The following is a 12496-nucleotide window of genomic DNA, read 5'->3' on the forward strand; positions in this document are numbered from 1 at the left end:
TTGGGCTTGCGCTCATATTGTCGATGCGGAGCAGTTGTGGTGACTGTGGTGGGTGCCTTCCTTACTTGCTCTGGGTAACAGGGGCTTCCTCTTGCAGTCCAACAGATTGCTCGACAGGAGGAGCCAAAATGAATCTCGTAAGCGCGGTTTGCCCTAGTTGCGGTGCCCAAATCCAAATCCCGCCTGATCAAGACAGGGCGTTCTGCTCGTATTGCGGAAATCAGATTGTGGTTAAAACCGAAATCGCCGACAAGGTGAAAATCGACGGCGTGGTGAAGATCCAGTCTGCCGACTTCATCATCGAGGCGGGGGCTCTGAAGGAATACCACGGAGCCGGCACCGACGTTGTCATACCGGATAACGTTACGAACATAAGTGGAGCATTTCGGAAGACGTCCATTACTACGATTACCTTACCTGAAGAACTCCAAGTGCTATCCGGCGCCTTCGATAGCTGTTCTTCGCTCAGAGCCGTCAACTTGCCCGAAAGGCTTCAGGACATCTCCTACTCCTTTTTCGGATGCGAGTCGCTCAAATCTATCACGCTTCCCGACGGACTCGAGAACCTGAAAGGATCTTTCGGCTATTCAGGCCTCGAACGCGTAACCATACCGAGCGGAATCGGCACGATAGGCGGCAACGATCTTGATGACGGCTGCTTTTCGGGCTGCGACTCCCTTGCAGAAGTCGTCATTGAAGAAGGAGTCTCCTGCATAGGAACGAATTGCTTCAGCCATTGTTCCTCACTCGAAGAGGTCATCATCCCTGCATCTGTCACAAAAATTGGAAATTTTGCTTTTCAGGAATGCAAAAACCTATCGGACGTAACCATCCTGGGATCAAATACCAAGCTGGAAATGAGCGCTTTTCGGCACTGCCCTTCTTTGACCACCGTCAACGCACCGACATCTGTCTTGAAGAACATATTCCGCGACTACGGGAAACCAGAGTGGCGTCCCTTTTACGACACCCCCTGGTATGACACGCGAGGAAAGGAGGAACGCAAAGCACTCGGCATTTGCGAACACTGCGGAGGTAACATCAAAGGCGTCCTTGTCAAAAAGTGCAGTCACTGCGGCAGGAAATACTAATTAGAAAATACATGGTCGCAAGATCGACAGAAGGGTGCGAATCCTATGGGACTCATCAAGGCAATGGGAGGTTCTACTCGGGGAGTTCTTGCCGATTCGTGGAGAGATTTCTTCTACTGCGAGTCGCTTGATGCCTCCACATTGGCGTCAAAAGGACAGAAGAAGACAGGGAACCCTGATCGTTCCTCAAACGCCAAGGGAGACGAAAACGTTATCTCGAACGGTTCAATTGTTGCCATAAACGATGGCCAGTGCATGATCATAGTCGAATCAGGAGCTGTCGTTGACCTTTGCGCCGAACCCGGCGAATACCTATATGAAACGTCAAGCGAGCCGAGCGTCTTCTACGGCCCGTTGGGCGCAAACGTCAAGAGCACGTTCAAAGAGATGCAACGTCGTATAGGATTCGGCGGCAGTCCCGGGAAAGACCAGCGCGTTTACTACTTCAACATCAAGGAGATCGTCGGAAACAAATACGGAACCCCTAACCCCGTTCCCTTCCGCGTCGTCGATGCCAATATTGGCCTTGATATCGACATAGCCGTACGCTGCAATGGCGAATATTCGTACAGGATAGATAACCCCCTGTTGTTCTACCGCAACGTTTGCGGGAACGTTGAAACCACCTACACAAAGGATCAACTGGATTCTCAGTTGAAAAGCGAGCTATTGACCGCCCTGCAACCTGCATTTTCCCGCATCTCGGCTGCTGGCGTGCGATACAGCAACGTTCCCGCGCATACTCGCGAACTTGCAGCGCTTCTAAACGAAGAGCTCACTGACACATGGCGAAGCCTTCGCGGAATGTCCGTCGTGTCCTTTGGAATGAATTCTATTCGAGCTTCGGAAGAGGACGAACTCGTTATCAAGCGACTTCAGAGCGCTGCGGTGATGCGCGATCCGAATATGGCAGCCGCCAATCTGGTAGCCGCCCAATCCGACGCCATGCGCATCGCGGCAGGAAACGCAAACGGAGCAGCTAACGGCTTTATCGGTTTAGGGCTAGCGAACATGACAGGCGGAACGGATGCGGGACGTTTGTTCACCGACGCAGCGACCAGCTTTCATCATTCCGGATCCTTCAATCAGCAGAACTGGACTTGCTCTTGCGGAGTAAAGAACTCGGGGAACTTCTGCCAAAACTGTGGCAAAGAGCGCTGCAGTGATTCCGCATGGACTTGCCCTTCATGCGGTACGAGCAGCGCAGGGAACTACTGCTCGCAGTGCGGCAAAGCCAGAACGCAGCCCTGATGCATTCCTAGAACAGCATCAGGAACAAGTGCGTGAAGGCGAAGGCCAGGAGGCCGCAGCCGGGGAACGTGAGGATCCAGGTGAGCACCATCCTGCCGGCCAGCCCCCACTTCACCGTGCGGATGCTCTTCTCGGCACCCACACCCATGATGGCGGTGGTCTTCGTGTGGGTGGTGGATACGGGCATGCCGGTGAACGTGGCCAGGCCGATGCAGAAGCAGGCCGACAGGCACGCCGCGAAGCCCTGGTATTGCTCCATCTTCACCATGTTCATGCCCACGGACTTGATGATCTTCTTGCCGCCCACGGCCGTGCCCAGCGCCATCGTCGCCGACACGAGGATGATCAGCCAGAACGGGAACTCCACGTTCGAGTCCACCGCGCCGCTCATGCCGATCATGATACCCAGCATACACAGCGACAAAAACTTCTGGCCGTCCTGTGCGCCGTGGAGCACGGCCACGCCCGCGCCCGAGATGATCTGCGCCCACTTGAAGAACGAGTTCGCCTTCGCGCGGCTGAGATGCCAGCACAGCTTCTTGATGAGCCGAGTGAACAGCCATCCGGTGCCGAATCCCAAAAACGTGGAGATGACCAGGCCGTAAATGACCTTCATCCACTCGTCGCCGTTCACGCCCGCCAGGCCGCCCTGCAGGGCGATGGCAGCTCCGGTGATGCCGGCGATGAGCGAATGGCTCTGCGACGTGGGGATGCCGAAGTACCATGCCGCCACGCCCCACACGATGATGGCTACCATGGCGGCGGCCAGCGCGATGAGCGCCGCGTGGTTATCGCCGCCGAAATCGACCATCTTGAAGATGGTCAGCGCCACGGCCGACGACACGGCGGTGATGGCAGCGAGACCCACGAAGTTGCAGACCGCCGCCATCGCGATGGCAGGACCCGGCCTCATGGCCTTCGTCCCCACCACGGTGGCGATCGCGTTGGGAGCGTCGGTCGCACCGTTCACCACGGTCGCGCCGAGCGTCAGAACAACGATGAGGGCGAGTACCGGATCGCCCATGAGCGCCCCGACGAACGCCCCTAAATCATAGCTCATGCCGGTTTCCTCCACACCCGATCGCTCAAGACAAAGCACTCGGAGCAATGATAGTGATGAAATGTCAGGATTGGGCAACGAAAAGATCAAGTTTAGGTAAAATCGCTCGTCGCACGCCCGAAAGCATCCGGCTGAATGTAAAGAAAAGCGCCGCCCGCGCGGTGCGGGCGGCGCTGGAAGGTCGAGCAGAATGCAGCCTCAGCGAGCGAGACGCTGCTCTACGGCATCGGCAATGCCTTCCGCATCAAGGCCGAGGTCGTGCAGCAGCTGGTTCGAGGAGCCTTGGGGCACGAACGTGTCGGGGATGCCCAGCGTCAGCGCCGGGACGGCGGCTCCTTGACGAGCCAGCTCGTTCAGCACGCCTTCGCCCACGCCGCCGGAAATGATGCCGCCCTCCACCGTCACGACGAGCTTCGTCTGCGCCGCGCGGGCGATCTCGTCCACGTCGAGCGGCTTGACCCAGCGCATGTCCACCACGCGCGCGTCGATGCCGCGCACGGCGAGCAGCGCCGCCGCTTCCTTGGCGCGCGACACCATGCGTCCGAACGCGAGGATGGCCACGTCGTCGCCTTCGCGGATCACGCGCGCCCTCCCCTCTTCCAGCACGTGCGGCTCGTCAGGCAGCGCGACGCCTTCGGCCGCCCCGCGCGGATAGCGGATGGCGAAGGGGCCGCCCAGCTCGAGCGCCGTATGCAACGCATGCACGAGCTCGGCTTCGTCAGAGGGGGCAAGTACCCGCATATGCGGGATCATGCGCATGTAGGCGAGATCGAACATGCCGTGGTGCGTGGGGCCGTCCTCGCCCACGATGCCGGCACGGTCGATGGCGAACACCACGTCGAGATTCGGCAGGGCGTTGTTGATGATCACCTGGTCGATGGCGCGCTGGAGGAACGTGGAGTACAGGGCCACGACCGGCTTCATGCCGCCCGTCGCCAAACCGCTGGCCAGGCCCACCGCATGTTCCTCGGCGATGCCGGCGTCCACGAAACGCTCGGGGAACTCCTCGGCGAACGCATCGAGGCCCGTGCCGCCCTTCATGGCTGCCGTGATGGCCACGATGCGATCATCGCGACGAGCCTCGGCGGCCAACGCCTTGCCGAACACGCTCGTGTACGAAGGCGCGGCGGACGGCTTCTTTTTCACATCCCCCGTGGCGATTTCGAACGGCGCGATGCCGTGGAACTTCTCAGGGTTCTGCACCGCGGGCGCGTAGCCCGCGCCCTTGCGCGTGACCACGTGCATGAGCACGGGCACGTCGGTGTGCAGCACGGTTGCCAGCGTCTCCTTGAGCAGACCGATATCGTGACCGTCGATGGGCGCCGTGCAGATGATGCCGAGCTGCTCGAAGATCATCGTGCGCGGGATGACGAACTGCTTCATCGACTCTTTCATGTTGCGCCCGAAATTCGCCAACGCGTTGCCGAACGCGCCGCTGCTTTCGAGCGCCTCCTGCACGGAGTCACGGGTCTGGCGGTACTGCGGGGTGGCGCGCATGTAGCCGAGGTGCTTCATGAGCGCGCCCACGTTGCGCGAGATGGACATCTCGTTGTCGTTGAGAATGATCACCATGGGCGTCTGAGCTTGGCCGATGTGATTGAGCGCCTCGAACGCCATGCCGCCCGACAGGGCCGCATCGCCGATGACGGCCACGATCTTCTCGTCGCTGCCGCGCAGCTCGCGCGCCTCGGCCAAGCCGAGCGCCACCGACAGGGAGTCGGAGGCATGGCCGGACGGGTGCACGTCGTAGGGGCTCTCGTCGGGCTTCGGGAAGCCGGACAGACCGCCGTACGTGCGCAACGTGCGAAACTCGTCGAGACGCCCGGTGATCAGCTTGTGCGCGTAGGCCTGGTGGCCCACGTCGAACACGATCTTGTCGTGCGGGCAGTCCATCATGCTGTGCACGGCCAGGATGATCTCCACCGCGCCGAGCGACGAAGCCACATGCCCGCCCGTTTCGGACGCCGTCGTGATGATCTCCTCGCGCACTTCCTGCGCGAGGATGGACAGCTCCTCGTTCGTAAGCAGCTTCAGGTCGGCAGGGGACGACACGATATCGAGAATACGCTTATCCATATGCATCCTTACCAGGGGCTACGCCGAAACCGGCGCACCCGTCTCCTGTGCGGGCACATCGTCGGACGGCTCGTCCGACACCTCGTCCGCTCCCTCGACGCTCTGTTGCGTTTCGATATTATCCTCGAGCAGGTCGCTGGCGCGCAGCCCGAGCCCTACCGCCTCTTCGTACAGGGCGAGCGCATCGTCGAGCGCCAACTCGTCGTCGCTCACCGCGTCGACGATCTCGTCGAGGCGGGTTTTCACCGCCTCGAAGCTATCATACGACTCAAGCGCCATGGGAGAGCTCTCCTTCCGGCGACTTGTCGTCCTGGGCCGCGAGGGGCTCAACCTGGTCGCATGCGGTATCCGCAGCGTCAGGGGAGAGGCCGTCGGAAGCAGCGTCGCCATCGGCGGGCACCTCGGGGTCGCCCTCCGACTCCGCCCCCTCGTCTTCCTCCCCTTCCAGCATCTTGGCGATGCGGCCGAGGATGCCGTTGACGAAACGGTGCGACTCGTCTTCTCCGCCGAAGTCCTTCGCCAGCTCCACCGCCTCGTTGATGGTGACCGAGGTGGGCACGTCGTCGATGTACATCATCTCGAACGTGGCCAACCGCAGGATGGAGCGGTCGACGATGGGCATGCGGGCCAGCGACCAGTTCTCGGACGTGGCCGCGAGGTGGTTGTCGATGGCGCAGCGATGGGATTCCACGCCCAGCACAAGCTTGAGCGCGTACTCGGGCAGCGGACCGTCCTCATCGAGGCGGCTGTTGCCCTCGGCGATCGCCGCAGGCGACTCGTCGGTTATCTCGCTCGTGTAGAGCACTTGGAGCGCGGCACGGCGCGCACTGGTTCGTTCATGTCGTTTGGCAGCCATATAGATTCTTAAAGCCTCCGGGCGTTTAGCGGGCGAACTGCATGCCGTCGATGTACACGTCCACGGCACCCACGGGAATGCCCACCTGGCTGGTCACCGCATCGGAGATAGCCTGGCGAATGCTGGCGGCGAGGTCGGGAAGCACGAAGCCGTAGTACACGTCCACGCGAATGGAAATCTGCAGCTTGTCGTCCTCGCCCACGGTGATCTCGATGCCCTGCGTGGTCGGCTTGCTGCCGAACACGGAGCGCAGGCCGCTCGTGGTGGACGGGCCGATGCAGGCCACGCCTTCCACTTCGTTGGCCGCAATGGACACGATGGTTTCGACGACGCCCGGCGCAAGCGCCATGCCGTCGACGTTGAGCTCTGTCATAGTACGTCTCCCATCTGGGTTTCGATGAAGTCGGTGGTCACGTCGCCCGAGCAGAACACCGCGTTGTCGAGCACGCGACGATGGAACGCGATCGTGGTCTCGATGCCCTCGATCACGAACTCGTCGAGCGCGCGGCGGCCGCGCGCGAGCGCTTCCTCGCGATCCTGGCCGTACACCACGAGCTTCGCCACAAGCGAGTCGTAGTAGGGCGAGATGCGCGAGCCCGTGCGCACGTAGCTTTCCACGCGCACGCCGGGGCCGGCCGGAGCCTCGAACTTCGTGATGGTGCCGGGGCACGGACGGAAGCCATGCTGGGGGTCTTCCGCGTTGATGCGGAATTCCATCGCATGGCCTGCAGGCGAGAACGGCGCGCGATCGGCGCAGCTCATAGGCTCGCCGGAGGCGATGCGCAGCTGCTCCTTGATGATGTCGGTGCCGGTGATCTGCTCGGTCACCGGGTGCTCCACCTGCACCCGCGTGTTCATCTCCATGAAGTAGAACGACCCGCGCTCGTCGAGCAGAAACTCGATGGTGCCGGCGTTCTTGTAGTTCGTGGCGCGCACGGCCTTGATGGCCGCCACGCCCATGGCGCGGCGCAGGTCCTCGGTCAGCGCCGGCGAGGGCGCTTCCTCGATGAGCTTCTGATGGCGGCGCTGCACGGAGCAGTCGCGCTCGCACAGGGCGATGTTGTTGCCGAAGTCGTCGGCCAGCACCTGGATCTCCACGTGGCGCGGGCGCAGCACGAGCTTCTCCAGGTACACGCCGTCGTTGCCGAACGCGGCGCCGGCCTCGTTGCGGGCCGCAGCGTACTGCGCCTCGAGGTCGGCCGGGTCGTGCACTTCGCGCATGCCCTTGCCGCCGCCGCCTGCCGTCGCCTTGATGAGCACGGGATAGCCCACGGTGTCGGCGAACGCCTTGGCCTCGGCCGCCGTTTCGATGCAGCCGTCGGAGCCCGGGACGGTGGGCACGCCGCACGCCTTCATGGTCTCGCGCGCGGAGCTCTTGTCGCCCATGCGCTCGATGCACTCGGGGCTGGGCCCGATGAACACGAGGTCGTTGTCGGCGCAGGCGCGGGCGAAGTCGGCGTTCTCGGCGAGGAAGCCGTAGCCGGGATGCACGGCCTCCGCGCCGGTGGTCTTCGCCGCCGCGATGATGTTCGGTATGATAAGGTAGCTCTTGTTCGCCTGAGCAGGGCCGATGCATACGGCCTCGTCGGCGTACTGCACGGGGTAGGTGTTGGCGTCCTCGGTCGAGTAGACCGCGACCGTCTTCACGCCCAGCTCCTTGCAGGCGCGCATGACGCGCAGGGCGACCTCGCCGCGGTTGGCGATCAGGATCTTCTTAAACATTACGCCGTCTCCGGGGCCGGGGCCGGGGCGCCGTGCGGCTCGACGTAGAACAGCACCGTGCCGAACTCGACGGGGGACGCGTCCTCGAGGCACACCTCGCGGACGGTGCCCATCTCCTCGGCTGCGATCTCGTTCATGAGCTTCATGGCCTCGACGATGCACAGCGTCTGGTTGGCGGCAACCTCGTCGCCCACCTGCACGAACGGAGGCTCGCCCGGCGCGGGGGACGCGTAGAACGTGCCCACCATGGGAGCCGTGACGGCGTACCAGTCGGAGGGGCGCTCGACGTCGTCCGCTGCGGCGGCAGGAGCGGCGGCTGCCGGAGCCGGGGCCACAGCGGCAACCGGAGCGGCGGCGGCAGCGGCGGCGGCTTCGGAGGACAGGGTGCCCGGCATGCGCACGGCGATGCGGGTGCCCTCTTCCTCAACTACGATCTCGCCGACGCCGCTTTCCTCGGCGACGCGAACCAGCTCGCGAATCTGATTGATGTCCACGTAATCGTCCTCCTTGGTGTGGCTCGACTCCTGCTCCATGAGGAAGTCGACCTTCTCCGATGTCCGGTGCTTGCTGAGGAACGTGCGCGCCTCGTTCGGGAACAGGGCGTACATGAGCACGTCTTCCTCGCTCTTCGCAAGGTCGCCGATCTCTTCTTCGACCTGCGCGTAGGTGGTGGTGACGAGCGAGCCGGGCGCCACGTCGGGCGGCAGCATCTCGGAGTTGCCCACGACCTTCGCCACGATGTCCTTGTCCATGCGGCCCGGCGCCTTGCCGTAGTACCCGCAGATGTAATCCTTCATCTCCTTGGACACGACGCTCCAACGCTTGCCGGTGAGCACGTTGAACACGGCCTGCGTGCCCACGATCTGCGACATCGGCGTGACGAGCGGCGGGTAGCCCACCTCGGCGCGCACCTTCGGGATCTCCTTCATGACCTCGGGCAGGCGGTCGGCCGCGTTCTGGATTTCCAGCTGCGACACGAGGTTCGACATCATGCCGCCCGGCACCTGGTGCGAGTACACCTGCATGTGCGTGAGCGACGAGACGCCGCGCTTGTAGTGGCCGCGCTTGCGCACGCCTTCCCAGTACTCGGCGATCTCGAACAAGAGATCGAGGTCGAGGCCGGTGTCGTAACGGCTCTCCTGGAGCGCGGCGACGATCATCTCGACGGCCGGGTGCGAGTTGCCGAACGCCAGCGGCGCATGGGCCGTGTCGGCGATGGCGGCGCCGGCTTCGGCGGCCTTGAGGATGTTGGCGGGAGCCATGCCGCCGACGTAGTGGCAATGGATGTGCAGCGGCAAACCGATTTCGGCATTGAAGGCCTTCACCATGCGCTCGGTGCGGTACGGCGTGAGCATGCCCGCCATGTCCTTGATGCAGATGGAGTCGGCACCGAGGTCCTTGAGCTTCTGACCGTAGTCGAGGAAGCTGTCGAGCGTGTGGACCGGCGACATCGTGTAGGAGATGGCTCCTTCGAAGTGGCCGCCGCATTCCTTGATGGCTTCGGCGTTGTCGACGACGTTGCGGATGTCGTTGAGCGCGTCGAACACGCGGAAGACATGCACGCCATTGCGCTTCGCGGCCTTGATGAAATGATTGCAGATGTCGCGCGAATAGTGCTTGTACCCCACCAAGTTCTGACCGCGGGACAGCATCGAGAGCGGCGTGTTCGGCGTCTGCGCCTTGATAGATCGCAGTCGCTCCCACGGGTTCTCGTCGAGGAAGCGCATGCACGTGTCAAACGTCGCACCGCCCCACGCCTCGATGGCCCAGTACCCGACACGGTCCATTTTAGGCAGGATCGGCAGCATATCGCCGATCTGCATGCGCGTGGCCCAGAGGCTTTGCTGGCCGTCACGGATGGTGGTATCCATGATCTGAAGCCTTGGCATGAACTCACACCCCCTTCGGTTTGCAGTTAGTCAAAGATCGAAACAAGAATTATAGAGTAACCCCACGCCGCCAAGGCGACGACCGGGGAAATTCACCGACAAGCAACAGATTTAGAGCGGCGGGAGGTTCGCCTCGGGATACGTATGCGGCGCGCTCATCAAAAAGAACCAGCATTGTAACCGCTGGATGACGGCTTGCGTTTTGCGCGCCGTTACGCTTGCTGTATGAGCGAGATGAGCAAAAACGAGAAGATGGCGCGCAAGGATCCCCTTGTCCAGCGCTTGTCCGCCGACCTGGGCAGCCGGCTTCTCGACGTGCGAACCTCCGAAGGACTTTCCCAAACCACGCTGGCCGAGATGGTGGGCACGAAGCACCCGCGCATCAGCAACCTCGAAGGCGGCCTCGTGGACGTGCGCCTCTCCGACATCGTGAAGCTGGCCCGCGCCCTCGACGTGAACCCCGGCGAGCTGCTCGATCTCGCCGCTTACAAGCTGGAGGACTATCCCCTCCCCCTGCCCGACAACCACGCGCGTATGTAGACGAACAAAACGAGGGCGCCCGTCGGGCGCCCTCGTTTCCATTGAGCCGAGTCGGGGTTTCGCGCTTGCTACACGCGCTTGATGAAGCGGCCGTCGCGGGTGTCGATCTGCAGAACGTCGCCGATCTCGACGAACGTGGGAACCTGCACTTCGACGCCGGTCTCCAGCGTGGCGGGCTTCGTCGTGTTAGTGGCCGTGTCGCCCTTGAAGCCGGGCTCGGTGTGCGTGACCTCGAGCTCGACGAACATCTGGGGCTCGATGCTGATCAGCTCGTCGCCAGCGTACAGCAGCGACGCCTCGTCGTTCTCCTTGAGCCACTTCGCGGCATCGCCGACGGTTTCGGTCGAGATGGCCATCTGCTCGAACGTGTCGTTGTCCATGAAGTTGAAATCGGCACCGTCGTTGTAGAGGTACTGCAGCTTCTTCGTCTCGAGACGCACGGATTCCACCTTGACGCCGGCGTTGAACGTGTTGTCGATGATGCGGCCAGTCTTGATGTCGCGCAGCTTCGTGCGGACGAAGGCGCTGCCCTTGCCGGGCTTCACATGCTGGAACTCGACGATGGTGCACAGCTTGCCGTTAAACTCGATGCACATGCCGTTCTTGAAATCGGCGGTAGAGATAGCCATACTCGGTAATCCTTTCGTTCACGGGCGATCCGCTGCGCGCCGCGGGGCCCGATCAGCGTTCAAACCGGTACATTATAGCGTGTCGGGCAAACCTTGCGTGCGCACATCAACCGTATCAGAAAAAAATCAGGGCATGGCGCCTTGACGATGCATGCGCACACCGCCTCCCACCTGTTCACGCGGTCGCCAACCTGCGCACGCGGTCGCCGGCATCCCCGATTACGGCAAAAAAATCGAGGTAAGTAAATTTCCATACGGGCAACCGCTCTCAAAGACAGCTTACGAAAGACGTGATCTGGCATTTTGTTCTTGCCCTCGATACGCGAAGGGGCATTCCTTGCTGTTCAATTTGCCTATCTCGATTTTTCTGCCAGATTCTTCTATAGTGGCCGACATGGATATACTTATCGGATATCGCTCCGCTCTTGAATACTGGCGATTGGTCGGCCCTGGCTTCCTGCGCGGATATCAAGAACGAAGGACCGCAACGCGCCGCGCGACGAAAGCGTTGTCGTGCCCCTCGAAGCCGCGGCTTGCGCAAGGAAACCGCCGACCGGCCGGATGCAAGCTGCCCGTTCGCGCAATCGTCGGCACAACCGAAGCCAGAACGACTACAGCGAGCCTGGTCAGCCATAAGTGGACGAGCCTGCCGGCAAGCTCCTTTGTCGATGCAGGACAGGGATTTCTTGTCAGCACGCCGGAGTTCTGCTTCCTGCAAATGGCTCGCGAGATGACCGTCGCCCAACTCGTACAGCTTGGACTCGAACTATGCGGAACGTACGCATTGGCCGAAAACGGACCCGCGATCTCGCGCGAAGCCCCGCTCACGACAGCCGCCAAGCTGAGAGCCTTCGTCGAAGCCGCAGCGGGCGCACCCGGGCGAGCCACGGCGTTGCGCGCAACGCGCTACCTGTTGGACGGCTCGGCCTCTGCTATGGAAACCTTGCTCGCCCTGCTGCTGTATTTGCCGAACAACCTGGGCGGCTACGGGCTGAAGAAGCCGAAGCTCAACTACCGCGTTGACGCACCGGCTAGCTTGCGCGAACTTGCCGACCGCAGCTACTGCCTCTGCGACCTCTGCTGGCCGGAAGCAAACCTCGCGGTAGAGTACGACTCGCGGCTCCATCATTCCGAGCCAGGCCGACAAAGCAGCGATGCGCGACGGCGCAGCACGCTCATCGCGCTTGGATTCACCGTGATAACGGTCTTCCCCGGCCACATCACGGATAGCGGAACCTTCAATCGCCTTGCGCGGCAAGTGGCGAAGCTTACAGGCAAGCGGCTGCGCTACCACGACCCCGAGTTCACCCGCAAGCACCTTGAGCTGCGCGAGCAGCTGCTCGAGAACCTCTGGGAAGGTGCACGCGCGTGAGAACGGCGAT

The 12496-nt window shown here is 62.1% G+C and carries 12 protein-coding genes; 4 read left to right on the forward strand and 8 right to left on the reverse strand.

Features of this window, described 5'->3' with window-relative positions:
• Nucleotides 1-227 precede the first annotated feature (227 nt).
• Together ELEN_RS15790 and ELEN_RS12715 are read left to right on the forward strand one after the other, a co-directional pair.
• Nucleotides 228-1091, forward strand: a complete 864-nt coding sequence (locus ELEN_RS15790) for a leucine-rich repeat domain-containing protein (RefSeq protein WP_021410301.1) — start codon at nucleotides 228-230, stop codon at nucleotides 1089-1091.
• A 45-nt stretch (nucleotides 1092-1136) separates the two neighbouring features.
• Nucleotides 1137-2342, forward strand: a complete 1206-nt coding sequence (locus tag ELEN_RS12715; RefSeq protein WP_015761243.1) for an SPFH domain-containing protein — start codon at nucleotides 1137-1139, stop codon at nucleotides 2340-2342.
• A 7-nt stretch (nucleotides 2343-2349) separates the two neighbouring features.
• Here ELEN_RS12715 and ELEN_RS12720 read toward each other — a convergent pair whose 3' ends face one another.
• The 7 genes from ELEN_RS12720 to accB all read right to left on the reverse strand — a co-directional run bounded on the left by ELEN_RS12720 (nucleotide 2350) and on the right by accB (nucleotide 9945).
• Nucleotides 2350-3402: an inorganic phosphate transporter gene (locus ELEN_RS12720; RefSeq protein WP_015761244.1), complete on the reverse strand. Its 1053-nt coding sequence runs from the start codon at nucleotides 3400-3402 to the stop codon at nucleotides 2350-2352.
• Between the two features lie 198 nt (nucleotides 3403-3600).
• Nucleotides 3601-5478, reverse strand: a complete 1878-nt coding sequence (dxs, locus tag ELEN_RS12725; protein ID WP_015761245.1) for a 1-deoxy-D-xylulose-5-phosphate synthase — start codon at nucleotides 5476-5478, stop codon at nucleotides 3601-3603.
• Nucleotides 5479-5496: 18 nt separating this feature from the next.
• Entirely contained in the window at nucleotides 5497-5757 is a 261-nt protein-coding gene (locus ELEN_RS12730) for an exodeoxyribonuclease VII small subunit (RefSeq protein WP_015761246.1), read from the reverse strand.
• The gene (gene nusB / locus ELEN_RS12735; protein WP_015761247.1) at nucleotides 5747-6334 is read right to left on the reverse strand and encodes a transcription antitermination factor NusB; all 588 of its coding nucleotides are present in this window, start codon (nucleotides 6332-6334) and stop codon (nucleotides 5747-5749) included. Before nusB ends, ELEN_RS12730 begins: the two co-directional genes overlap by 11 nt.
• Before the next feature lie 25 nt (nucleotides 6335-6359).
• Nucleotides 6360-6707: an Asp23/Gls24 family envelope stress response protein gene (locus tag ELEN_RS12740; RefSeq protein WP_015761248.1), complete on the reverse strand. Its 348-nt coding sequence runs from the start codon at nucleotides 6705-6707 to the stop codon at nucleotides 6360-6362.
• Nucleotides 6704-8056 carry an acetyl-CoA carboxylase biotin carboxylase subunit gene (gene accC, locus ELEN_RS12745; RefSeq protein ID WP_015761249.1) on the reverse strand — a complete coding sequence of 451 codons (1353 nt, stop codon included), beginning with the start codon at nucleotides 8054-8056 and terminating at the stop codon, nucleotides 6704-6706. Before accC ends, ELEN_RS12740 begins: the two co-directional genes overlap by 4 nt.
• On the reverse strand, nucleotides 8056-9945 hold the full coding sequence (gene accB / locus ELEN_RS12750) for an acetyl-CoA carboxylase biotin carboxyl carrier protein (RefSeq protein WP_015761250.1): 1890 nt from the start codon (nucleotides 9943-9945) through the stop codon (nucleotides 8056-8058). The genes accC and accB overlap by 1 nt, the downstream gene beginning before the upstream one ends.
• A gap of 234 nt (nucleotides 9946-10179) precedes the next feature.
• Between accB and ELEN_RS12755 the strand changes: the two genes are divergently transcribed.
• A complete protein-coding gene (locus ELEN_RS12755) occupies nucleotides 10180-10485 on the forward strand; it encodes a helix-turn-helix domain-containing protein (RefSeq protein WP_229066550.1) in 306 nt (101 codons plus the stop codon).
• Nucleotides 10486-10553: 68 nt separating this feature from the next.
• Here the strand turns inward: ELEN_RS12755 and efp are convergent, their stop codons facing one another.
• Nucleotides 10554-11114, reverse strand: a complete 561-nt coding sequence (gene efp / locus ELEN_RS12760; RefSeq protein ID WP_009306665.1) for an elongation factor P — start codon at nucleotides 11112-11114, stop codon at nucleotides 10554-10556.
• A 337-nt stretch (nucleotides 11115-11451) separates the two neighbouring features.
• On the opposite strand from efp, the gene ELEN_RS16565 reads away from it, so the two are divergent.
• Nucleotides 11452-12486, forward strand: a complete 1035-nt coding sequence (locus tag ELEN_RS16565; RefSeq protein WP_227101198.1) for an endonuclease domain-containing protein — start codon at nucleotides 11452-11454, stop codon at nucleotides 12484-12486.
• The last annotated feature ends 10 nt before the right edge of the window (nucleotides 12487-12496 follow it).

The sequence above is a fragment of the Eggerthella lenta DSM 2243 genome (assembly GCF_000024265.1).
In the GTDB taxonomy this organism is placed as follows: domain Bacteria; phylum Actinomycetota; class Coriobacteriia; order Coriobacteriales; family Eggerthellaceae; genus Eggerthella; species Eggerthella lenta.